Below are 25,299 nucleotides of genomic sequence, written 5' to 3' on the forward strand. Positions count from 1 at the left end.
ATTGATAGTGTATTGATGTAAAATGTTTACAGGATATAGTAGTTATTTTTTTATTAAATATACTTTTGTAAGATAATTACAAGTTATAATTAAAATTATATTTGAAAAAATACAGTAATACACTTTATAATATAATTATTAGTAATACAATAGTATTAAGTGTATTAATATTAGGAAGTGATAGATTGAAAAGAATAGAAAAAATATATGAATATATTATAAAAAGAACAGAAAATTTTGATTTGCAAGGTTTGAAAAGCAAAGGTGGGTTTAGTGCTGCCGAGATATCTGAAAACCTTAACATTATTAGAAATAATGTAAGTATGGAATTAAATCAGCTACTTAGAAATGATAAGATAATAAAAATAAAGTCTAGACCTGTGTTGTATATAGATAAAAAGTGTGTTGAGAGAATCTTAAATAAAAAATTGGAAGCTAAATCTATAGAGATAAAGGGAATAGAAGATATTTTGTTCCAAAATAACGAAGTAAGTGGCGAAAATTCTCCATTTGATAAACTTATAGGAGCTAAAACCAGTCTCAAAAATCAAATTGAGCAGGCTAAGGCAGCAATTTTATATCCTCCTAATGGTTTAAATACTCTAATTGTAGGCCAAACAGGAGTTGGTAAAACTTTATTTGCCAATATGATGTATAATCATGCAAAATACATTAAAAAATTAGCTGAGGATTCTCCTTTTATTGTATTTAACTGTGCAGATTATTATAATAATCCTCAACTCTTAATATCACATTTATTCGGCCATATTAAAGGTGCTTACACTGGCGCAGACACTGATAAAGCTGGAATAATTGAAAAGGCAAATGGTGGTATTTTATTCTTGGATGAAATACACAGATTGCCACCTGAGGGCCAGGAAATGTTATTCTACTTTATGGATACAGGTAAATTTAACAGATTAGGTGAAACCGAGAGAAATAGAAATTCTAGTATTCTGATAGTTGGAGCTACTACTGAAGATCCAAATTCATCATTGCTGAAAACGTTCATCAGGAGAATACCGATAATTATATCTATTCCAAGCTTTAATGAGAGAACAGCAAAGGATAAAATAGATTTAATAAAGTTTTTATTCTCTAATGAGGCACACAGAGTAAATAAAGCCATAAAGATTGAAGATGAGGTAGTAAAAGCACTTATAGGCAGCACTTCTTATGGTAATATTGGGCAGGCAAAGTCCAATATACAGCTTATATGTGCAAAAGGGTTTTTAAATAGCATGACTAATAAGGAATATATTGAAATTCAATTTAAAAGTCTTCCTGCAGATATAAAAAGTGGACTGGTTCATTTAACCGGTAAGCGAAAAGAAATGGAGGAAATTTCAAGTTATTTAAACTCTCAGCTAATAGTAACACCAGATGGATACAATGAATTAAGTGATACAGATGCATATGATTTGCCTTTTAATTTATATAAGATAATAGAAGATAAAGCTGCCATATTAAAAGAAGGCGGGGCAGATAAAGAATATATAAATAATTTCATAACTACAGATATCAATGTTCATATTAAATCTTTTTATAACAAAGTCAAAAATAATGAAAATGACAGAGATAGGATATTAAAAATAGTAGATGAAGATATACTAAGATTTTCAGAAGAAGTAATTAATATGATTGAAGAGGAGCTTAATAAAAAGCTTCCAGATAGATTTTTATATGCATTAAGTCTCCATTTGAGTTCCTTTTTAAATAGATTAAAGGCAAAAAAAGCTTTGAAATATACAAATATGGAAGGAATTATTGATGATAAGAGGGAACAATTTAATATAGCATTGGAAATAAAAGCAATGGTAGAAAAAAGGTTTAATATAATGGTTCCTGAAATTGAAGTAGTATATTTAACCTTGTTGTTAAGTTCTATTCAAGAAGAAAAAAGTAATGAACGTGTAGGTATAATTGTAGCAGCTCATGGAAGCAGCACTGCTAGTAGTATGGTAGATGTAGCGAAGCAGCTTTTAGGAAGTAGTACTATAGAGGCTTTAGATATGCCACTAGATGTTAGTCCTACAGAAATTTTAGAGAGAGTAATAGAAAAGACAAAAGAACTTGACAGTGGTAAGGGTGTGCTATTATTAGTAGATATGGGTTCTCTTTCTAATTTTGATACAATAATATCTGAAAGGACGGGCATTAAGGTGAAAACTGTAGATATGGTATCTACACCTATAGTATTGGAAGCCATCAGAAAAGCTAATATTTTGGATATGGATTTAGAAAGTGTTTATCACTCAATGAAAGATTTTAAGGGGTATGGGCACAGGGAGGAAATAATACAAAGTGATGATGGGATAAAAGTAATAATTACTATTTGTTCTACTGGTGAGGGAACAGCGGAAAAACTAAAAACTCTAGTAGAAAATGTTGTATCTAATGTAACTAATGAAGAAATAAAGGTAATTCCAATTGGAATTAGAAATCTTTCAGAAAATATAGAATCAATACAAAAAAAATATAAGATAATAGCTTCGGTTGGTATTGTAGATCCTAAACTAGATGTTCCCTTCATTTCCATTGAAGCTTTAATTGGTGGAAAGGGAGAAGATATACTATCAGACATAATAAAAAATAAGTTTATTTTTGTAGAAGAAAAGCAGCAGAATATTGTATCAAGGAAATTGTGCGAAGATAGTTTAAATCAATTTTTAACTTATCTTAATCCAGCTAAAATAATAAGTGTATTATTTGATTTTATGAGTGTATTAGAGGATGAATTAGATATAAAATTTGATAATTCTATTCGTATCAGATTAATGGTACATGTGGGATGTGCTCTAGAGAGGGCTGTAATTAAAGATAGTTTAGTGTATAGAGATGACAAAAGTAAATTAGATAAAAAAATTATTCATAGTATTGAACAAGCAAATAAAGTATTTGAAAAGTCAATAAATGTACATCTTAGTGAAGATGAAATTTGTTTTGTATCAGAAATGATTAAATAAATATATTATATGACAAACAGAGTATTAAGAATAAAATAAGTGTATTAATGACAAGGTTTACATTGAAAAATATTATTCACAAAGTCAATAAAATAGCGACTTTGTGAATTTTTATTTTTTGATACACAAGTTTGGCATGATAGTTGCTATATAAATAAGTGTAAGCAACTTAGTATTATAAAATGCAAGGGGGAATGAGAATGACTGCTATAATTATAGGGACTCATGGTAAGTTTTCACAAGAAATATTAAGATCATCTGAAATGATATTTGGAGAACAGGAAAACGTTTCAGCGGTTACTTTTGAACCAGGAGAAGGACCGGATGATCTTGTGAAAAAATATAAAAAAGAATTAGAAGAATTGGATTTAAAGGAGGGAGTACTTTTTCTCGTAGATTTATTTGGAGGAAGCCCATTTAATGCAGCTAGTAGAATAGTATCAGAAAATGAAAATATGGATATTGTTACTGGAATTAATTTACCGATGTTACTAGAGGTATATGGAGTTAGAGATTCTTCAAATTTTCAAGAATTAGTGGATACAGCTAAAAACGCAGCGAAGGATGGGATAAAATCCTTAAAAGAAGTTCTGGTACAGCAAGAAGATGATGAATTGTAATAAAAATAAAGATAAATTAAAAAGCAATTATATTAAATTTTAATTGATATTTTATTACTAATAGCTCTGTATATACCTTAAAAATTTTAAATAACAAAATGGTTATTTTATTATTTTTAGTGAGAAGTATAGATATAATTATTAAATATGTAAACGATTTAAAGGAGGAATTTAGAATGGATATAAATTTTGTAAGAGTAGATGATAGATTAATACATGGTCAGGTTGCTACTGTTTGGGTAAAGGAATCAAAATGTAATAAAATAATAATTTGCAGTGATGATGTTGCTAAGGATACTTTAAGAAAGACGTTAATTTTACAAGTTGCACCTCCAGGAATAAAGGCTTACGTATTACCTATTGAGAAGGCACTAGAAGTTTATAAAAATCCAAAATATGATTCTTTTAAAGCACTAATATTGTGCACAAACCCAGTGGATGTTTTAAGACTCATTGAAGGGGGGATGGATATTAAGTCCGTAAACCTTGGAGGAATGTGCTATAAGGAAGGCAGAACTCAGATTAGCAGTGCAGTATCTCTCGGAGCCGAGGATATTCAAGCTCTAAAGAAAATGCATGAATTAGGAGTTGAACTGGAACTGAGAAAAATTGCAAGTGATTCAAAAGTTGATGTAATGAGCAAAATAAAAGATCTATAATGTTTACTGGTAATTGTTCATAAAAGATGTCTCTCTATAAAATTAAACAGGAATAATATATAGACTGTTATAAGAGAGAACTCTTTTCTGATATAGCTTTCATAGTCTTAGTATCAACAAATAAAGTAAGGGACTAAAAGCGAATATAATAAAAAAGGGGGATTATATATGTCTACTATTCAATTTATTTTAGTACTTGTTGTTGCAATGATAACAGGTATGGGAAGTGTACTTGACTCCATGGAAACTCATAGACCTATAATAGCTTGTACATTAATAGGACTTGTTCTGGGAGACATAAGGACAGGAATTATTCTAGGAGGTACTCTGGAGCTTTTAGCTTTAGGGTGGATGAATGTTGGAGCAGCCATGGGACCAGATAGTGCATTGGCTAGCGTTGTAGCTACAATACTAGTAATAACTGGACATCAGCCAATAACCTCAGGTATAGCAGTGGCAATACCAATAGCAGCTGCTGGCCAGGTTCTAACTATATTTGTTAGAACTATAGCTGTATTCTTCCAGCATCTTTCAGATAAATATGCTGAAGAAGCCAATTTTAGAGGAATAGAAATAGCCCATTTTACAGCACTTATACTTCAAGGACTTCGTATTGCAATACCAGCTGCGTTGGTAGCAGCAGTAGCAGGAACCAGTGGTGTTGAAGCAATGCTTAATTCAATACCTGTACCTGTTACAAGAGGATTACAAATCGCTGGTGGAATGATAGTTGTTGTTGGTTATGCTATGGTTATTAACATGATGGAGGCAAAATACTTAATGCCATTCTTCTTTGTTGGCTTTGCAATTGCAGCATTTACTACCTTTACACTTGTTGGTTTCGGTATAATTGGCGTAGCAGCGGCTATATTCTATATACAATTGAATCCTAAGTACAGCCAGGTTCAAGTTCATGACGAATTAGATGATTTGTAAAAGGGGGGTTTTAGTATGAGTGAAAATAAATTAACCAAAAGTGATTTGAAAAGTATGTTCTGGCGTTCATGGTTCCTACTAGGTTCCTTTAACTTTGAAAGAATGCAGAGTATGGGATTTTGTGTATCAATGATTCCAGCAATAAAGAGATTATATAAAAATAAAGATGACCAATCAGCAGCATTAAAGAGACATTTGGAATTCTTTAATACACAGCCATATATGGCTGCCCCTATAATGGGTGTTACAGCTGCTATGGAGCAAGAAAGATCGAATGGTGCTCCTATAGATGATGCAGCTATAAGTGGTGTAAAAATAGGACTTATAGGACCTCTTGCCGGGGTAGGTGATCCTATATTCTGGGGAACTTTAAGACCAATTTTTGCTGCACTAGGTGCATCGCTGGCAGCTACAGGAAGCATTATAGGACCACTATTATTCTTTATACCATTTAACATAATTAGAATACTAACTTTATGGCATGGTATTCACTATGGATATGAAAAGGGAACATCAATAGTATCAGAGGCATCTGGTAATACATTACAGAAGATAACTGAAGGTGCATCGATAGTAGGACTTTTCATAATGGGAGCTTTGGTTTGCAAATGGACCAGCATAAATGTGCCATTAGTAATTTCATCAGTTAAAGGTCCAGATGGCAAGATGGTTATTACTACTGTTCAAAGTATGTTAGACTCATTAATTCCAGGATTATTACCATTATTATTAACTTTCTTATGCATGAAATTATTAAAGAAGAAAGTTAGCGCTATTGCAATAATATTTGGAATGTTTGCACTAGGAATACTTGGTTATATTGGTGGATTCTTAAAATAGGTGTTATAATAGAGAGGAAGCTTGTTTAACAGAGTGGTCATGTAAAGGTTTTTTTATAATATGATTGGCTAAGGCTATCTCAAGTTTTAAGAGGTAGCCTTAATTTATCTAATTAGATAGTGATTTTTCAGATAGAGGAGAGATAAGCTATGATACTTAATATTATAACCACCATTGTGGTAGCAATAATAGTTATTATATTTTTATACTTTTTACTTTTTAATTTTTATCAAAAGAAATATTATGATCAGGCCTATAGACCAAAACCCATAAAATTTGGGAAAATACCACGATATCCTGAAAAAATTATTATAGAGGGTTTAGAGGGAGTTTCCAGTGAAAAACAATATCAAGAAGCTGCTGCTATTAAAATGATAAATGATAAGATTCATCCAAAAGAAAGTATATCCATGGATAATATAAATTTTCTTATGGGATATACCTACGGAGTTAGTTTTAATACTATAAAAAAGAATTTCATACCATTTAGTGAACCTATAGAAGGATTGAGAATTGCTGCGCCATTTATGGGACTTCATATGGATTATCGTACAACCTATAGTCCTAATGCTTTTGTTGGCAGTATAAAAGAGTATATTTCACAAGGTTATCCAGTAATGGTTCAATTAGATATGTCCACTCTTTTAGGCACAGATGGCTTTTATCCAAACAGTGAGCTTTTAGTAGGTTATGATAGAGCAGGTTTTTATTATTATGAGACTATGGGAAAGGATAATAAAGAAAAAAAATATGTTTCCAAGCAAAAACTTATAGATGCAACTAATAAATTGAATGCTAAATTTAGAAAACCCTGGAGATATGGCTTTTGTATTTTTACTACTAGAGAAAAAAATATAAATATAAATAAAATTTTAAAAAGAAATGGTAACATCCTTACTGGAGAAATAAATAAAGCCGTTTATTCTGGAGCTAAGGCAATTGAAGAATTTGCAAAAGCCATAAAAGAAACAAATAATTTTAATAGCCAATGGATATTTCAAACTTTAGCTTATACAAGGGAAGATAATGCAAAATTTCTTGAAGAGAAGTTTAAGGATAATAAGGAGATAATTGAGGCATCAAAGTTATTTAATATAGCAAGTAAAAATTACAAAAAAGCTTTTGAAATAATTAAAGCTAATAGTGACGAAGATAGTATAAAAAATGTAAGCGAACTTTTAGTTGAAAACTGTAAGTTGGAAGAAAAAATAGGGGATATTTTTAAAAATGTTTCAGGATTATAGTATACAATAATTACATTTGTATTTATATATATAGATACTGGATGGGAAAAAAAATATAGTATATACTTATGAAATAAGGCATGTAAAAATGAATAGTAAGTCAAAGATTCTAGGTCTATTTTCAATTATACAAGGAGATAGGTTCCAATGATAGTGGGTTATCCGAGGGCTCTGTTGACGTAGTAATATTTAAAATAGACTAGTTATTTATTTGAATATGCTTAAGATATATGAAAATGATAGGTGATGCTATGAATAAATCAAATGTATATTATGGAAAAGCTCTGAATTATTATCAAAAAGGATATATAGAAAAAGCTATAGAATTTTGTGAAAAAAGTATTTCGGATAATATAAAGAACAAGGCAGCTATAGATTTGAAGGGGCTTCTATATTATCTAAAAGGTGATATAACAAATTGTAGAGCACTTTGGAAGCTTAATTCACAGGTAAATAATGATAAAGTGGCAAAAAAGTATCTTGAGGGTATAGATAAGGACCAAGAGAGATTTAAACTTTATGTAGAAGCAGTAAAAAAGATTAAAGATATGAAAATAAATGAGGCTATAGGACTTTTATCGGAATGCGACAGCAGTGATTTCAATACCATAGATGTTAATAATTATTTATGTGTATGTTATATAAAACAGGGAAATTTTCAGAAAGCAAAAGAAAAGCTTGAAAAGGTTATGAAAATAGATAAATATAACTATATGGCATTAGAAAATAGAAAGACGTTAGTTGAATACGGCGAAATTAAAATTAAGTTTTTCAATAAGAAATATTTTTATGCAGCTTCTTTAATAACAATTTGTATAGTGGTTGTACTTAGTGTTAGTATAGGTATGAAATTTCTATCAAATTTAAGAATAGCTTCTTCTGAACCTAAAAAAAGCATTACCTTAAAGACTAATAATAAATCCTCTAGCAACCCTTCGGGATCTTCTATAGAAGAAAAAAAGGATACAAATTTACAGTTTCCATATGATGATGTGAAGAATGCTATAGACAGCAAAGATTATGAAAAGACATATTCCTATATTGAGCAGTGGAAGAATGAAAATGTAAGAATAAATTACAAAGAAATTCTGTCTCAAGGAGAAAAGCTTTTAACAGAGGAAGGGGTAGTTTATTTTTATAAGCAGGGAACAGTATTTTTTAATAATAAAGATTATAATAATGCAGTTAAAGAATTCTTAAAGGCTTTTAATTATGGAAATAGTAATTATTTATATCCACATATTATATATTTTATAGGTGAAAGTTATAAAAATTTAGGTGACTATGAAAATGCCATAAATTTTTATTCTATATATGATACCAATTTTAGTCAGGGTGATTATGAAGAAACCGTGCTCTACAATATGGCAATTATAAACAAAAATATAGATATTAATAAGGCAAAGCAGTATGCAAGTCGTTTATCCGATAATTATCCTCATTCTATTTATAATAATTCTAATATAAAGGATATAGTGAAAAATTAATCTAAGTATTTATCCGATGACTACCAACTCTAATACTCTAATCCTTTTTCAAAGTAGGAGTATAAGGAGTGTCTACGTCACTGGATACGATTTACCATAAAGGACAACGAGTTCTAAGTACCACAAACCGATGCTAAGAACTCTGTTTATGAAATTTTACTATTGGCCTATAATATTTATACTATAAGGCAATAATATATTTATATTTAGTGGTTGTAAAAAGTCATATGATGTATAATTGATATAGGGTTATTGAATATTTTATTGTATTGATAATTGCTATTTTATAATATATAATATTATAAAATAGCAAGAGATTAATAATTCAAATAATTTATTAATAAATTAATAGTTTTATGTAGTATACCTTTAGGGGGGTATATTAAAGGAGGAATTTAAATGGTTAAAGATATTAATGATAGTAATTTTCAGGAAGAAGTTAAAAATGGAACAGTAGTAGTAGATTTTTGGGCAGCTTGGTGTGGACCATGTAAAATGCTTGGGCCTGTAATTAACGATTTATCAGAAGAATTAAATGACAGAGCTAAATTTGTAAAGGTAAATGTAGATGAAAACCCGGTTACTGCAAGCCAATACAAGATAGCAAGTATTCCTACAGTACTGGTATTTAAAGAAGGAAACATAGCTGAAACATTAGTTGGTTTTAGACCAAAGGCAGCTATAAAGGAAGTACTACAAAAACATATATAATGTTTTTGTGTAGGTGTAGAACTAGATTTGTTTATTAGTTCTACACCTAATTCTTTATAATATAAATTGATAATATTTCAGTTAATTCGTAATTTTGAGAAAGTACGAATTAATAAATGGAAAGATTTACATTTCAGGGGTGTAAATTTTTCCAATTACAGTTTGCAATCTTCTTATATTATGAACTGAAATAGTTAAAGTAGTATTATTGATACAAGGAGCTGATAAAAATGGAAGAACGTTATGACATAGCTATTATAGGAACTGGTCCTGGTGGGCTATCTGCTGCTATTAATGCTAAAATAAGAAATAAAAATATAATTTTATTTGGAAATAAGAATTTAAGCTTTAAATTGACCAAAGCACCTAAGATAAATAATTTTTTAGGCTTCTATGATATTTCTGGAGAAGATTTAAAGAATAAATTTAATGAACATATTGATAAAATGGGTATAGAGATTACTGAAGAAAGAATTAATGCTGTTTATGCCATGGGAGATTATTTTACACTTATGGTTAATGAAAAAGCCTATGAGGCAAAGTCACTTATTCTTGCTACTGGAATGGAATTTACAAAACCCTTAAAAGGGGAAGAGGAATTTCTAGGGAGAGGTGTAGGGTATTGTGCAACTTGTGATGCGCCTTTATATAGAAATAAAATCGTCACTATAGTTGGTTATACACGAGAGGCTGAAAAAGAGGCAAATTATGTTAGTGAGCTTGCATCAAAATTATACTATGTGCCCATGTATGATGAAAATTATGAACTCACAGATAAAGTGGAAATTTTAAAGGATAAACCAACAGAAATAAAAGGACAGGATAAAGTGGAAAAGCTTCTTCTAAAATCCAATGAGATAGAAACCGATGGGGTTTTTATACTGAAGGAAAGTGTGGCACCGGCTCAACTGGTACCAGGACTCTTAATAGAAGGTGAACATATAAAGGTTGATAGGAATATGAAGACTAATATAGAAGGGTGTTTTGCAGCAGGAGACTGTGTAGGAACACCATATCAGTATATAAAAGCAGCAGGAGAAGGCCAAATTGCTGCGTTAAGTGCTGTAAAGTATTTGGATTTACTTAAGGTATCTGAAAAAAATAACAAGTGAAAATAATTTTAAGCCTCAACCAGCATATATTGTTGAGGCTTTTATGTTTTAATATACAATTCTTCTTAAGGTAACTAATTTACCGCAAAAAAAGTGTGATTGCCTATTGGTTTTACATTAATTTTTTTTATGTTAATCATCCAACTTGAACGGGCTGTTTTAGGATTATAAAAATACAGGGCATTGGTAGTAGGATCTTTTCCATTAAGGGCATCAAATACTGCATTATAGCAATCCTGATTTGGAGCGGCATTAATATTTCCGTCTATCACACAAGAAAATGCGTATTTTTGTTTGATAACATCATTTATGCTTTTGGGAAAGCCTTTATCCCTTAGTCTGTTAAGTATTACAGATGCCACTGCTACTTTTCCCTCATAGGGTTCAGCGTTACTTTCTGCATATACTACTTTTGCCATTAAATCAATATCTTCCTTTGTTACAGTAAATGTTCTTCCTTCAGCATTAAATACTTCTACCGAACTAGATTTTTCATTATAGAGATTTCTGGCTCCTCTATTTGCATTGGATGTAGATGTATTGTTTGAAGGTGGTATTGTCTTAGCACTTACAATGCACGAGGGTAACAATCCTAAAAATAGAATAAACACAATAGCCCAAATACTCTTTTTCATTTATATTTCTTCCTCCTTTTATTCTACGAGGTTAGCTGACGGGTTTGGTAAAGGCAAAACCTACGCTAAAAAGCGATTCACCCCAAAATATGGTTTCCCCGTATGCCTTAGGCTATTGATATCATTCCCTATAATAAAAAAATAATACAATATTGAAAAAATTTTTTTACCATGTAAAAGAAGTAATAGGATAGAATACGTATTTTTAATTATTATTAATAAAATTTTGAAAATCATTTTTTAAGGTATTATAATCTTTATTCATAGTATCATAATTGGTATTTGCATCTTTATATAAGTCTGAAAGATCTAAGGAATTATCTTTGGATTTTGAGCTGGATTTTTCTTTTTTTAATGCAGAAGAAAAACTATTTACATAGGAATTATAATCATTAAGAAGGTTGTTAAAGCTGCTATATAATTTAATTTGATTCTGTGGTACATTTATTTGGGAAAATTCCTGCAGTATCTCATTAAAATTATCTTTATTATTTTGCACTTTAGCTAGAGCACTATCATAGGATATAGAATTTTTTCTTGCACTTTCCGCATAATAAGATAGATTAACTTTAACGGAATTAAATTTTGTTAAAATATCATTTAGGTTATTTTGAAATTCCATATTTTGAGTATTCAATATATCTCTGTCTTTTTTTATTTTTATGAAATTTCCTACATAGCTGGAAGCATTATTTATGAGTATAGTGCTATCTTTTGGAAGACTAAAAACCTTGTCACTTGATTTTATGGATGCATAGTATTTGTTGCAATTATCCTTGTAGTTAATAACATTCTTCATAGAACTATCTATATCAGTTGATTCTAGATTATTTACTATAGAAAGTAACTGCTTGTACATTAATATATTATTATCTAAACCTGATTTTAGCGAATTGAAAGTAGCTTTATATCTAGAGTCACTATTATAGCTTTCCAAATTTTTATTTACTTTTATTAAGGAATTTATTACAAAAGGAAGTTTATCTTTTGCTTGTTCTATATCGATAGTTTGTCCATTGTTAATAGGTGAAACATTAGAATTTATTGTAGATATATTCTGAATATATGTACCTAGTTGTTTTCTATATTTATTATATTCATTTAAAGTAGAAAGACTGAAAAATATAAATATTAATAAAAATATGCTGAAAGTAATAGTAGCTGATAAGATTATTATTCTCTTTTTGTTTTCATCAAACATAAAAAATCCACACTCCTTTGTATATTTTTGACATCAAGGAAGCTTATTCAGCCACCTTGTGTCTTATATTAATATTAATATTTGTAAAACTAATTATTTATACTAGATTTATGAAATTCCAGTGCCAACTTTATATAATTTTAATTTATTGTTAACTTCTTTTATTCCAGGTATTGATTGTATTAGAGTTACAAGTCTATTTATGTCCTCTTCCTTTTCAGCGTATCCAGATAGAGATACTTTCCCATGAACGACAATAGCAGAAATATCATTTACATTTATTCTAGATTCCATTAATGCCATATTTATATCATTAGTTAAAGAAGTATCATCTTTAAAGGAGGCAAGATTGATTGTACTTGTTACACTTCTAATTCCGAAAGTTTTATTAGCTTCACTTATTGCAATTTGTCTATCTCTCTCGGTTTCTACATCTCCTACTAACAGAACATTTCCGCCTGAAACTTTCGCTGTAACTGATAAAATCCTATGTTTAAAGGTACTGTTTCTTAAATTAGAATTAACAAGGTCAGTCAATTCTTTATCACCTGCTTCGCCATCTAAAGATATAGTAATATTATTTCTAACTTCTCTAACTCCCTCAATTTTATAGGCTATTTCCTCTGCTCTATATTTTTCTGCTAATACATTTACAAAGCCTTGCAGAGATACAATTCCATTAATAGATCTAATTTTTATATCCTTTGAAGTTGTATTCATTGCTTTTGATAATGCTGATTTTATTGCATCTTCAATTAATCCATCATTAATTTCCATAAAAGCACCAACCTTTCTAATATATAACTTTATTATCAATGAATCTATTTAGTAGGAGTTTATATTCCTACTAAGTTTAGCTGAATTATCCAGGAACGTGTGGCTGTTATCTCCAACTTTAGTAGGTGGAGTATTACAGCGACTAGTTATCAGGTAAAAAATTAATATTGTAATTTTATTGCTTATTCTATAATAAAGTTATCTATATATAGTATCCCAAGAATTTATATTAATATTTTATAAAATTTTATCATGCTATACTACATTGAGTTGCAATAGTGTATAATTGTTAATAAGTATATGTACAGGAGGTGTGATTATGGATATTATAAACATGATAGTTGCTGCAGTGAAAACAATAAATGCATGGTCTGTATTGGACATATTGGTAGTTTCATACATATTTTACAAAGGCTATATGCTTATAAGAGAAACCAGAGCTGTACAGCTTTTGAAAGGTATACTATTAATACTTTTATTAATGCCTGTTAGCAATTTTTTACATCTTACTATGCTTTATTGGATTCTTCAGAGAACAATAACAATTGGTGTTTTGTCCATAATTATTATTTTTCAACCTGAAATAAGAAGAGCTTTAGAACATTTGGGAAGAAGTGCTTTTAATGATGTACATATCCTAGAAAATAAAGAAAAAATGGAAGAGGTTATAACGCAAATAGTAAACGCTGTTTATAACCTTGCAAAAACAAGAACTGGTGCACTTATTGTGATTGAACAGAGAACAAAACTTGAGGATATAATGAGTACAGGTACTAAAATTGAAGGTATTGTATCTTCAGCAATTTTGGAAAATATATTTGTAGTGAATACGCCTTTGCATGATGGTGCCACAATAATTAGAAATGATAGAATATTGGCGGCAGGATGTTTTTTACCGCTTTCTGCCAATTATGATATAAGTAAAAAGCTTGGAACAAGGCACAGAGCAGCACTTGGAATATCTGAAAATTCAGATGCTCTTGTGATTGTAGTCTCAGAAGAAACTGGAGTTGTATCCCTTGCTATTAATGGAAAATTAACAAGAGGGTATACTAAGGATAAATTAAAAGATATTTTAATAAGGATAATTCTTATTAGATTTTCAAAAAATAATTCATTTAAAGAGAGGGTGAAAACGTGGAAAAGAAAAGTAAACAGCAAATAGTAATAAAAATATGCTGTGTAATTGCTGCGTTTTGCCTATGGTTATATATTTCAAATTGGGAAAATCCAATAAAAACTTATAGATTGAGAAATGTTTCTGTAGAGTTAATCAATACGGATGTATTAGCACAATCAGAGCTAACGCTTTCACCAGATCAAAATTTTACAGTGGCATTAACTTTAAGAGGTACTGATTTAGAAGTTATGAGCGCAAGACCAGAGGATTTTAAAATAGTAGCAGATATGAGTGAGTATGCTTTTAAAAAGGGTGAAAATAGAATTCCGGTTCAAGTTGTTCATTATCCAAGTAATATTAATATAGAAAATACAAATACTATGTGGGTAAATGTAAATTTAGATGATTTATATCAAAAAACTGTACCAATAACAACTAAGATAGAAGGATCACCTAGGAACGGATACTATTCTTCAGAGGCTGTAGTAAGTCCTGGCGATGCAGTGGTAAGCGGACCAAGCAGGTTTGTAAATATGGTTAAGGATGTAATAGTTAGTGCAAATATAACAGATTTGAATAAGGATGCAGACCTAAGTGTACCACTGAAGCCAGTAGATGCTGCTGGAAAAGTTGTTAGTAATGTAAAAGTACAGCCTCAAAATGCCAGTGTTACAATTCCTATAAAAAAGGCTAAGTCTGTAAGCGTAAATATAAAGACCACAGGGCAGCCAACTAATGGTGTAGATATAAAGGCAATAACGCCTGTACAGTCTACTGTAGATGTAATTGCGGATAACTATGATAATCTGAATAAAATATCTAGTATCGATACAGTACCTATAGATTTAACTAAAATAACTGAAAGTAAAACTATGAAGGTGAAATTGAGCTTGCCTAATGGTATAGGCACACTTACCGGTGATAATTTTATAAGTGTTAAGACAAATGTGGAAGGTATAATACAAAAAATATTTTCAGTTAATATTAATTTAATAAATGTGCCTGCCCAGTTTAATGCTTCTTTAGAAAATTTAAAGACTAATATAACAGTGTCTGGTGATGAATCTGTTATAAATTCTATAAATAATGGAGATATAAAGGCAAATGTAGATTGTTCCTCTCTTCAGGAAGGAACCCATAATTTGCAAATCTCTGTGGCTCTTCCAAAAGGAGTTACTAATGTTGCGGCGGATCCTAATTCAGTAAATGTAACTATGACTAAAAAATAAGATACATGAAAAGAAATAACAAATTATATAGACTAGAGTATTGATTAATTATTTTCTTACAATGTCTGAGTATCGGAGGAAAAAATGACAATTAGAATTAATAATTTAACGTTAAGTATAGAAGAAGATATTTCAAGTTTGAAGAAAAAAGCGGCTTCAAAGCTAAAAGTTTCTGAGGTGGATTTTAAGCATTTTAAGATATTAAAGGAGTCCATTGATGCAAGAAAAAAGAATAATATAAAATTTAATTATGCTGTAGAAGTTAGTTTGGAAAAAGAAAGAAAAATAATCAATAAATTTAGAGATAATGATATTAGACTTGAAGAAGATGACAATGCAGAGGAACTTATTTATGGAGATTTAAATTTAAATAGTAGACCTGTAATAATAGGAATGGGCCCAGCAGGAATGTTTGCGGGGTTACTTTTGGCAGAAAAAGGTTACAGGCCTCTAGTAATTGAAAGAGGAGAAAGTGTAGATAATAGAACTAACAGTGTAGAACATTTTTGGAAGACAGGAGAACTTAATACAGAATCAAATGTTCAGTTTGGAGAAGGTGGGGCAGGCACCTTTTCTGATGGAAAACTTACAACTAGAATTAAAGATAAAAGATGTGATTATGTAATTGATAAATTTATAGGCTTCGGAGCTCCAAAAGAAATATCTTATGAAGGAAAACCACATATAGGTACAGATATATTAAAAAATGTGGTGAAAAATTTAAGGGAGAAGATAAAAGCTCTTGGGGGAGAAGTTAGATTCAATAGTAGATTAGAAGATATTATTATTAAAAATAATAAAATTATCTCTGTAGTTGTAAATGGAGAAGAAATTAATTGTGAGACTTTGATTTTAGCTATAGGGCATAGTTCAAGAGATACTTATGAAATGTTATATAAAAAGGATATTCTAATGGAAGCAAAACCATTTGCCTTAGGGGTTAGAATTGAGCATCCACAAGATATGATAAATGAAAATCAGTATGGTAAATATGCAAATCACCCAAGATTAAAGGCAGCAGATTATAGGCTAACTCATACTTCCAGTATTACCAAGAGATCTATATATAGTTTTTGCATGTGCCCTGGTGGAGAAGTTGTGGCAGCGGCCTCTGAAAAAAATAGATTGGCTACAAATGGCATGAGTTATTATAATAGAGATAAAGAAAATGCAAATTCTGCATTAGTAGTAACTATTGGGGTAGAAGATTTTCAAAATAAGTGTTATAATTTTAACAATGAGGTAATGGAAGATAAGTATCCTCTTTTAGGAATGGAAATGCAGAGGTACTATGAAGAGAGAGCCTTTACAGCAGGAGGCAGTAATTTTAATGCACCCATACAGCTTGTAGGAGATTTCCTAAAAGATGAGAATAGTAAAAAAATTGGCAGTGTTAAACCCAGTTATAAGCCTGGATATGAACTTACTAATTTAAAAACTTGTCTGCCAGATTATGTTGTTGATACCTTGAAAGAGGGAATATTAAGTTTTGACAAGAAGATTAAGGGATTTAGTGATAATGATGCAATCTTAACGGGTATAGAAACTAGGACCTCAGCTCCCGTAAGAATAATGCGAAAGGAAAATTTAGAAAGTGTGTCAGTTAATGGGCTCTTTCCCTGTGGCGAAGGTGCTGGTTTTGCAGGCGGAATAATGTCAGCAGCTGTAGATGGATTAAAATGTGCAGAAGCTATAATAAAAAAGTATAAACCACTGGACTGAATTTTCTGAAAAAATACTGTTTTTGTGAAATATTTGATAAAATAGGAATATAAGTTTGTTAATTTTTAGACTTATAATAACTATATAAATTTTAAATTTTTACAATTATCTTCAAAGAAATGATTAATTAAATATTTTATTCATATTTTTTTGAAGATGACTCATTAGGCATATAAGATAAATAGTAAATCAAAGATGTGACAAATATTTTGGATTATACAAGGAAACAGGTGACAAAGATAGCGGGCTACCTGATGGGCTCTGTTGACGCAGTAGGATGCAAAATAGACTACATATTGGCTAGTTATTTATTTGAATTTGCCTTGATAAAAAATAATTAAGAAGAGGTGCTAATAACATGATTAAAAGTTTTGAAGAGGTTTTGCTAAAGGTTAAGAGTAAAGACATAAAAACAGTATCTGTTGCAGTTGCACAAGACGTACCCGTATTAGAAGCTATAAGAGATGCCAAAAAAAATGGTATAGCAGAAGCAATTTTAGTTGGAGATAAAAATGAAATAACATCCATCGCCCTTAAAATTGGTATGGATATAAATGAGTTTAAGATCGTAGATGAGCCAGATGTTAGAAAAGCAACATTAAAGGCTGTGGAAATTGTTTCTCAGGGTAAGGCTGATATGGTTATGAAAGGTTTAGTAGACACAGCAACTTTTTTAAGATCAGTACTTAATAAAGAAGTTGGTCTTAGAACTGGAAAACTTATGTCTCATGTTGCTGTTTTCGAAACAGAAGCATTTAATAGACTGCTATTTTTAACAGATGCAGCTTTTAACATGTATCCAACATTAAAAGATAAAATTCAAATAATAAATAATGCAGTAAAGGTAGCTCATGCAGTAGGTATTGATGAACCAAAGGTAGCTCCTATCTGTGCAGTTGAAGTTGTAAATGAAAATATGCCAGCAACTTTAGATGCAGCACTACTTTCAAAGATGAGCGACAGAGGACAATTTAAGGGATGTATAGTTGATGGTCCTTATGCACTAGATAATGCATTAAGTGAAGAAGCAGCAAAACATAAAAATATAAAGGGTGCAGTAGCTGGTAAGGCAGATGTTCTTTTATTACCAAATATAGAAACTGCAAACGTTATGTACAAGACTTTAACTTATACAACTCATTCAAAAAATGGTGGTATATTAGTTGGAACTGCAGCTCCAGTTATATTAACATCAAGAGCAGATAGCCATGAAACAAAAATGTATTCAATTGCTCTTGCAGCATTAGTTGCAAGTCATAAATAAAATTATGAGATTTAGGGTGGAAGCTTTTTTCACTTAATCTTATAAGGCATTACCTAGGGGCGTGACGCTGTTTCATCGCCAAGAATGGAGAGTTACAGCGACTAGCCGTTAGGAAAATAAATTATAAAGGGAGGCAATATCATGTACAAATTATTAATAATCAACCCAGGTTCCACTTCTACAAAAATTGGAGTTTACGAGGATGAAAATCAAATTTTAGAGGAAAATCTAAAACACTCTTCAGAGGAAATTGCTAAATATAATACAATATATGATCAGTTTCCATTTAGAAAAGAAGTTATATTAAACGTTTTAAAAGAAAAAAATGTAGATATTAACACATTAAGTGCTGTAGTTGGCAGAGGTGGATTGTTAAAGCCAATAGTTAGTGGTACCTACGCAATTAATGAAAAAATGCTTGAGGATTTGAAAATTGGAGTTCAAGGACAGCATGCTTCAAATTTAGGTGGAATAATTGCAAATGAAATAGCTAAGGAATTAAATATTCCAGGATTTATAGTAGATCCTGTTACTGTGGATGAAATGCAAGAAATAGCAAGAATTTCAGGAATACCAGAAGTAAGAAGAAGAAGTATTTTCCATGCATTAAATCAAAAGGCGGTTGCCAAAAGATATGCAAAGGAGAAGGGCGTAAAATATGAAGATTTAAATCTCATTGTTACGCATATGGGCGGAGGAACTTCCGTTGGTGCTCATTGTAAAGGAAAAGTAATCGATGTAAATAATGCACTTACAGGCGAAGGTCCATTTTCACCGGAGAGAAGTGGTGGAGTTCCAATTGGCGATTTGATTGATATCGCTTACAGTGGAAAAGTAACCCATGAAGAAATGAAGAAAAAAATTAATGGTAAAGGTGGAGCAGTTGCCTATGCAGGTACAAATGATTTTAAAGTTGTAGCTGATAAAGCAGATGCTGGAGATAAGGATTCAAAATTAATATATGATGCATATATATATCAGATAGCAAAAGAAATAGGTCAAGATGCAGCGGTATTATCAGGAAAAGTAGATGCTATACTTCTTACTGGTGGAATAGCTTATAACAAAGGTATTACAGGTAAAATTAAAGAAAAGGTTTCCTTCATTGCTCCGGTAGTGGTTTATCCAGGAGAAGATGAACTTCTAGCATTAACTCAAGGTGCACTTAGAGTCTTAAAAGGTGAAGAAAAAGCAAAAGAATATGTATAAATTTTGCCATTAATAGTAGTTATTTTAACAATAATAAAAGGTATACAAATTTTCTTTAGTTAAAAAATGGACAATATAAGCAAAACAGGAATTTTAGTGATATTAGTTTACTTATAACATATATAAGAAAAATATTAATTGCATTTAAATTGTTTTCATTACTGTTAATAGTAGTTATTTTAACAATAATAAAAGGTATACAAAATCTTCTTTAGTTAAAAAATCAACAATCTTTTCAGATTGAGTTGATCCATTAGCTAAAGAAGGTTTTTTATTTTTTGAGAAAATTTTCTTTACAATGTAACAATGTTATGTTACATTGAATTTAAGGAGTGATGGCATGGAAGAAAAGTTGATTTCCAAAAAAGAACTTTTAGAATTAACGGGTATATCCTATGGTCAGCTGTATAGATGGAAAAGGAAAAATTTGATTCCAGAAGAATGGTTTATAAAAAAATCTGCCTTTACTGGTCAGGAAACTTTTTTTCCGAGAGAGAAAATTCTTGATAGAGTAGAAAAAATAAAAAATATGAAAGATGATGCATCTTTAGATGATCTGGCACAAATTTTTTCTCCAGAAGTTTCAGATGTTAAAATTTCTTATGAGGAACTTGTTGAAAAAAACATTATTATAAAAAATGTTATAGACATATATAGAGATTTTAATTCAATGATTGACCTCTATTCTTTTAATGAGATATTGTACATGAGTGTATTGGAAAAATTTTTATTAGAAGGCAGTATTTCAATTGAAGAGAGTAAAAATGTGCTTCAAACTCTACAGGATAATTATAATAAATATGCAGGAAGAAATTGTGAAATGTTATTTGTAAGAAAAATGGGTGTAGGAATAGCTATTATCTTATCTGTTCCCAACGAAATTTATTTTGAAAAATTATCAAAAATTGTGATGAAAATAAGCATTAATGAGACTATAGAAAAATTAAAATTAAAAATTAAGGAGTTGTTTTAAATGGAGACTAAACAGAATCTTAAAATATCTGGATCAGGAAGTTTTGGTGGAGGAATATATGATGAAGTTAAAATCAGTGGATCAGGCAGCATTAATGGTGATCTAGAATGTAATACTTTAAAATGCAGTGGTTCAGCGGATATAGTAGGAAATGTGATATCAAAGAATATGAAGTTCAGCGGATCTGCCAGTATCAAGGGCAATGTTAAAACTGAAATAATTGAGGTTAGCGGATCAGTGAAAGTTAATGGAAATGTGGATTCTGACGAAATTAAGGTAAGTGGAGGATCACAAATTTCTGGAGATGTGAGAACCAGAAAAATAAAAATATCTGGCGGCAGCAGTATTGATGGAAATCTACATGGAGAAGAAGTTGATATATCCGGGAGCATAAATATAAAAAAGGACTGTGAAAGTGAAAGCTTTAAAGCCTCTGGAGGTATGAATATAGAAGGACTTTTAAATGCAGGAGAAGTGAATATAAATTTGTATGGAAGATGTAGGGCAAAAGAAATTGGAGGAGAAAATATAAATGTCAGGTTATCTGCCTTTGATGAATCTATAGTGGCAAAGTTTTTAAAAACTATGTTTTCTTACAGAAGAGAACTTGTTACCGAAGCTATAGAAGGGGATAATATCTATCTTGAGGGAACTACGGCAAAGATAGTTAGAGGAAACAATGTTACAATAGGCAGGGGATGTTATATAGAAAAGGTTGAATATAGTGGAGAAATAAATATTATAGATGAGGGAAAAGTCGAAAATCAGGTAAGAATATAGTTGTGAAAGTCAGTAAAGAACTGTTTAAATATGATTATTATAAGTTAAATGTGCATAGTGACAGCATCATCATTTTATCCTTAAAGGATAAAGGGGTATTAAGAAAGATGCATTATTTGTACAAATGGATATATAGATAAACAATATGAAAACTTAATTTATATATATTAATAAAATAAAAGTATAGAGTATTCTACATCCTTTTTACTTTATTAAATCAAAATTAATTATTAAAGTTGTTTATCTATATTTGAAATTCAACTTACATTTTTATACAGTAATTTTTTATATAGTGAATCTGATGTGATAAGTTCATCATGGCTTCCGATTTCAGCAATTTTACCACTTTTCATAACAATTATCTTGTCAGCATTTTTTATAGTGGAAAGCCTGTGAGCTATTATTAGGGTAGTTCTGTTTTTAGCAATATTATCTATGGCGTTTTGTATTAATTTTTCCGTTTGAGTATCTACATTGGAGGTAGCTTCATCAAGTACAAGTATAGAGGGAGTGTGGGCAACTGCTCTTGCAAAGGAGATTAGCTGTCTTTGCCCGGCAGATAAAGTATTTCCTCTTTCCATTACTGGTTCTTTAACTCCATATTTAAATTCTTCTAAAAATTCATTAAGATAAGATGCCTTCAAAGCTCTATTAAATTGTTCATCATCAATATCATCATGTAATGTAATGTTATTTTTAACATTACCAGAGAACAAAAAAACATCTTGCAAAACTACAGATATATTTTTACGTAAATCCTTAAGTTTTATGTCATTAATATTAATTCCATCAATTAATATTTCTCCCTTTTGAATTTTATAAAATCCATTGATGAGACTGATTATAGTGGTTTTTCCTGCACCGGTTTCACCTACAAAGGCGGCAGTTTCTCCTTTGTCAAGTTTAAAGCTTATACCCTTTAATACCCAATCCTCATTATTATATGCAAACCATACATCTTTAAATTCTATAGTACCTTCAATATGCTTCATGTCAATTCCTGTATCTAAATTTTCAAGGGTATTCTCTTCGTCTAATAATTCGAAAATTCTATCTGCAGATACCAAGGCTGACTGTATTGTGGTATATTGATCTGCAAGATCAGAAACAGGATTAAAAAATTGCTTTATATATGTAGTAAAGGCATAGATTACGCCCAAATCAATACTGTGATTTGACACCTTATTAATGCCGTAAAATAAGAGAATAGCTATGGTAAGGTTTTGAAAAAAATCGGTTCCAGGTTTTAAAATACTGTTCAAACGAACCTGAAGTGTTGTAGCTTTAAAATAGGAATCGTTCAATTTTAAAAATTCCTTCATTTTTTCTTTTTCCGCTCTAAATATCTGTATAATTCTCATACCAGATATATTTTCAGCCATAAAGCCATTAATATAACCTATTAAATTTTTAACCTTTAAAAAATTTGCCTTGATCTTTTTCTTAAGAAGGATAAGGATAAAGGCCATTATGGGTATTACTGAAAAGGAAATAAGTGTAAGCTTAATATTCAGCATAATCATTGCATAGATAATACCAATCAATAAGAAGAAGTCCTGAAATAAACTGATAATTACATCTGTATACATTTCGCTTAAGGCTTCAACATCGTTGGTGGCTCTGGTTATTAATCTCCCCGAAGAGGTTTTATCCAGATAATTTAGAGGTAGAAACTGTATAATTTTGAATACCCTACTTCTTAAATTTTTTATAATTGCCTGACCTGCTTTATTTATTAAATTTTCCTGGGCAAAGGAAACAAAACTGCCTATAAATGCGGTAATCAAGTATAAAATAGACATAAACGAAATTGAATATATGCCGTTGTAGGCAACATTTTTTACTAAAAAATCATCAATAACAAATTTTAATATATAAGGCTTGGCTATTTGAGTTAAATTCACTATTAGTGCACATATTGCTGCAATTATTATTTTATTTAAATGGGGTTTGGCTAATTTTAAAAGTTCCATAAAACTGTTATTGCTAGAGTGCTTTAGCTTCTTTTTGGTTGTCTTTATATTGTTCATTGTAGATGCCATAATATATACCTCCTTTCTGTAAAAGTTCGTAGTGAGTTCCTCTCTCTCGTATAGATCCATTATCTAATACTATAATTTCATCAGCATCTTTCACCGCAGATATTCTATGAGCTATTATAATATTTGTTTTTCCCTTACGCATATTTTTTAAATTATTTAGTATATTACTTTCAGTTATAGTATCTACAGCGGATAGAGAGTCATCTAATATTAAAACAGCGGGATTCTTAATTAGAGCTCTTGCTATGGATAAACGCTGCTTTTGGCCACCAGAAAGGTTTATGCCCTGCTCGCCAAGAAGAGTATTAAATTTATCCTTGAAGGAGTCTATACTATGCTGAATACAGCTGCTTTCAGTGGAAGCTTTAATATCATCATAAGAATATAGGTCTTTGAAAAAGGTTATATTATCTTTTATTGTGGCAGAAAATAAAAAATTGTCCTGGGGAACGTAGCCAAAACTATTCCTTAAAGTTTCTAAAGGAATATTGTTTATATCTATTCCATCAATAAATATTTTTTTAGCTTCTACATTATACATTTTAAATAAAAGATTTACTAAAGTGCTCTTGCCGGAACCTGTTTTGCCTATGATTCCTAAAGTGTGACCTTTTGGAATTCTAATATTAACTCCGCTTAAGGATTTCTTATGTAATTCAGGGTAGCAAAAATCTAAGTTTTTAAATTCTATGTCACCATTGATCTTTAAAGAAGAAATTTTACCATTATCAGTTATCTTGGGTTTCACATTGAGTATGTCATTTAATCTTTCTAAGGATGCCATGCCCCTTTGATAAGTGTTAATAATACGACCTATGGAAATTATTGGATTTATTATTATAGTTAGATAAGTATTAAAGGCCACAAAATCCCCTAAGGTTATTTGTCTATTTAAAACCATCTTACCTCCAATGATTAAATTTACAGCAAAGCTAATACTAAAGCAGAACTCAATTAAGGGAGAAAGAAGAGAAGAGGTTTTTACCATACTTAGATTGGACTCAGTAATCTTATTATTTAATTTTTCGAAGCTTTCTATTTCCTTTTCTTCCTGTACATAGGTCTTAATAACTCTTATTCCATAAATATTTTCCTGTACTTTATCTGAGATGGCTGCAAAGTTTTCTTGAACGTCTGTGAATTTTATTTTAATAAGTCTTCCTATATTTACTGTAAAGTAAATAATGAATGGGATAGGTACTAATGTAATTAAAGTGAGATGCCAGTCTATAGTTTTACACATAGAGTATATGGAGGCAGCACATAGTACTAGGGCATTTATAGACATTGCCGCAACTGGTCCAAAAGTTGATCTTACAGCTGATATATCATTTATGGCATAGGCAATGAGATCGCCTGTTTTTCTTTTGTTGTAAAATTCTGAAGACAATTTCTGAAGATGAGTGAAAAATGTTTCTCTAAGCTCACATTCAAGCCTTCTTGAATTAGAATTAATTAAATTTCTCCATATAAATGTAGATAAAAATCCACCAGCAGCTATTAATATAATATAAAATATATTAGTTATTACTAAATTCTTGTTAAAGTTATTTATTTTTAAGATATCAACTATATTCCCCAGTACTTTTGGGAACAGTGATTGTATATAAGAAGATGAAATCATAAAAATTATTCCTATGGCATAGGAAAATTTATACTTTTTTACAAACTTTAAAATTATATTATTTGCCATAATATTTACACCCCCCAGAAGATGTATGATTGAAGCAAGTTCTTAATTCAGGTGGGGATTCTTTTACCCCATCTGAATT

The 25,299-nt window shown here is 30.3% G+C and carries 21 protein-coding genes and 1 riboswitch; of the genes, 16 read left to right on the top strand and 5 right to left on the bottom strand.

The window, feature by feature from the left end; genetic code table 11:
- Nucleotides 1–185: 185 nt before the first annotated feature.
- The 9 genes from ABF633_RS17255 to ABF633_RS17295 all read left to right on the top strand — a co-directional run bounded on the left by ABF633_RS17255 (nt 186) and on the right by ABF633_RS17295 (nt 10,575).
- Nucleotides 186–2,966: a sigma 54-interacting transcriptional regulator gene (locus ABF633_RS17255; protein WP_415525304.1), complete on the top strand. Its 2,781-nt coding sequence runs from the start codon at nt 186–188 to the stop codon at nt 2,964–2,966.
- A gap of 200 nt (nt 2,967–3,166) precedes the next feature.
- Entirely contained in the window at nt 3,167–3,586 is a 420-nt protein-coding gene (locus ABF633_RS17260; protein ID WP_415525306.1) for a PTS sugar transporter subunit IIA, read from the top strand.
- Between the two features lie 176 nt (nt 3,587–3,762).
- Entirely contained in the window at nt 3,763–4,245 is a 483-nt protein-coding gene (locus ABF633_RS17265; protein ID WP_415525308.1) for a PTS system mannose/fructose/N-acetylgalactosamine-transporter subunit IIB, read from the top strand.
- A gap of 168 nt (nt 4,246–4,413) precedes the next feature.
- Nucleotides 4,414–5,181: a PTS mannose/fructose/sorbose transporter subunit IIC gene (locus ABF633_RS17270; protein ID WP_415525310.1), complete on the top strand. Its 768-nt coding sequence runs from the start codon at nt 4,414–4,416 to the stop codon at nt 5,179–5,181.
- A 15-nt stretch (nt 5,182–5,196) separates the two neighbouring features.
- Nucleotides 5,197–6,021, top strand: coding sequence for a PTS mannose transporter subunit IID (manZ, locus tag ABF633_RS17275; RefSeq protein ID WP_415525312.1), 825 nt, complete (start codon nt 5,197–5,199; stop codon nt 6,019–6,021).
- Between the two features lie 149 nt (nt 6,022–6,170).
- Nucleotides 6,171–7,265, top strand: coding sequence for a hypothetical protein (locus ABF633_RS17280; protein WP_415525314.1), 1,095 nt, complete (start codon nt 6,171–6,173; stop codon nt 7,263–7,265).
- A 251-nt stretch (nt 7,266–7,516) separates the two neighbouring features.
- Complete coding sequence (locus ABF633_RS17285; protein WP_415525316.1) at nt 7,517–8,752, top strand: tetratricopeptide repeat protein; 1,236 nt, start codon at nt 7,517–7,519, stop codon at nt 8,750–8,752.
- A 399-nt stretch (nt 8,753–9,151) separates the two neighbouring features.
- Nucleotides 9,152–9,463: a thioredoxin gene (gene trxA, locus ABF633_RS17290; RefSeq protein WP_415525318.1), complete on the top strand. Its 312-nt coding sequence runs from the start codon at nt 9,152–9,154 to the stop codon at nt 9,461–9,463.
- A 230-nt stretch (nt 9,464–9,693) separates the two neighbouring features.
- Nucleotides 9,694–10,575, top strand: coding sequence for an NAD(P)/FAD-dependent oxidoreductase (locus ABF633_RS17295; protein WP_415525320.1), 882 nt, complete (start codon nt 9,694–9,696; stop codon nt 10,573–10,575).
- Between the two features lie 74 nt (nt 10,576–10,649).
- On the opposite strand, the gene ABF633_RS17300 is transcribed toward ABF633_RS17295, so the two are convergent.
- From ABF633_RS17300 to ABF633_RS17310, 3 genes are all read right to left on the bottom strand, one after another.
- Nucleotides 10,650–11,210 (bottom strand): cell wall hydrolase, encoded by a 561-nt coding sequence (locus ABF633_RS17300; protein WP_415525322.1) that lies wholly within the window; start codon nt 11,208–11,210, stop codon nt 10,650–10,652.
- Between the two features lie 5 nt (nt 11,211–11,215).
- A riboswitch (cyclic di-AMP (ydaO/yuaA leader) is annotated at nt 11,216–11,342 on the bottom strand.
- A 73-nt stretch (nt 11,343–11,415) separates the two neighbouring features.
- Nucleotides 11,416–12,411, bottom strand: a complete 996-nt coding sequence (locus tag ABF633_RS17305; RefSeq protein ID WP_415525324.1) for a hypothetical protein — start codon at nt 12,409–12,411, stop codon at nt 11,416–11,418.
- Between the two features lie 108 nt (nt 12,412–12,519).
- Nucleotides 12,520–13,188: a BON domain-containing protein gene (locus ABF633_RS17310; RefSeq protein ID WP_415525326.1), complete on the bottom strand. Its 669-nt coding sequence runs from the start codon at nt 13,186–13,188 to the stop codon at nt 12,520–12,522.
- A 319-nt stretch (nt 13,189–13,507) separates the two neighbouring features.
- Here ABF633_RS17310 and cdaA point away from each other — a divergent pair, with 319 nt between their 5' ends.
- The 7 genes from cdaA to ABF633_RS17345 all read left to right on the top strand — a co-directional run bounded on the left by cdaA (nt 13,508) and on the right by ABF633_RS17345 (nt 21,485).
- The gene (gene cdaA / locus ABF633_RS17315; protein ID WP_415525328.1) at nt 13,508–14,353 is read left to right on the top strand and encodes a diadenylate cyclase CdaA; all 846 of its coding nucleotides are present in this window, start codon (nt 13,508–13,510) and stop codon (nt 14,351–14,353) included.
- Nucleotides 14,326–15,537, top strand: coding sequence for a YbbR-like domain-containing protein (locus ABF633_RS17320; protein ID WP_415525330.1), 1,212 nt, complete (start codon nt 14,326–14,328; stop codon nt 15,535–15,537). Before cdaA ends, ABF633_RS17320 begins: the two co-directional genes overlap by 28 nt.
- Before the next feature lie 84 nt (nt 15,538–15,621).
- Nucleotides 15,622–17,259, top strand: a complete 1,638-nt coding sequence (locus ABF633_RS17325) for an NAD(P)/FAD-dependent oxidoreductase (protein ID WP_415525332.1) — start codon at nt 15,622–15,624, stop codon at nt 17,257–17,259.
- A gap of 358 nt (nt 17,260–17,617) precedes the next feature.
- Entirely contained in the window at nt 17,618–18,523 is a 906-nt protein-coding gene (gene ptb, locus ABF633_RS17330) for a phosphate butyryltransferase (RefSeq protein ID WP_415525334.1), read from the top strand.
- A 141-nt stretch (nt 18,524–18,664) separates the two neighbouring features.
- Nucleotides 18,665–19,732 (top strand): butyrate kinase, encoded by a 1,068-nt coding sequence (gene buk / locus ABF633_RS17335; RefSeq protein WP_415525336.1) that lies wholly within the window; start codon nt 18,665–18,667, stop codon nt 19,730–19,732.
- Between the two features lie 340 nt (nt 19,733–20,072).
- A complete protein-coding gene (locus tag ABF633_RS17340) occupies nt 20,073–20,705 on the top strand; it encodes a YhbD family protein (RefSeq protein WP_415525338.1) in 633 nt (210 codons plus the stop codon).
- On the top strand, nt 20,706–21,485 hold the full coding sequence (locus tag ABF633_RS17345) for a polymer-forming cytoskeletal protein (RefSeq protein WP_415525340.1): 780 nt from the start codon (nt 20,706–20,708) through the stop codon (nt 21,483–21,485). It abuts the gene before it with no gap.
- 257 nt (nt 21,486–21,742) lie between these two features.
- Here ABF633_RS17345 and ABF633_RS17350 read toward each other — a convergent pair whose 3' ends face one another.
- Nucleotides 21,743–23,527 carry an ABC transporter ATP-binding protein gene (locus tag ABF633_RS17350; protein WP_415525342.1) on the bottom strand — a complete coding sequence of 595 codons (1,785 nt, stop codon included), beginning with the start codon at nt 23,525–23,527 and terminating at the stop codon, nt 21,743–21,745.
- On the bottom strand, nt 23,472–25,220 hold the full coding sequence (locus ABF633_RS17355) for an ABC transporter ATP-binding protein (protein ID WP_415525344.1): 1,749 nt from the start codon (nt 25,218–25,220) through the stop codon (nt 23,472–23,474). The genes ABF633_RS17350 and ABF633_RS17355 overlap by 56 nt, the downstream gene beginning before the upstream one ends.
- Nucleotides 25,221–25,299: the final 79 nt, after the last annotated feature.

It is taken from the genome of Clostridium sp. (assembly GCF_047718555.1).
Classification (GTDB): Bacteria; Bacillota; Clostridia; order Clostridiales; family Clostridiaceae; genus Clostridium_I.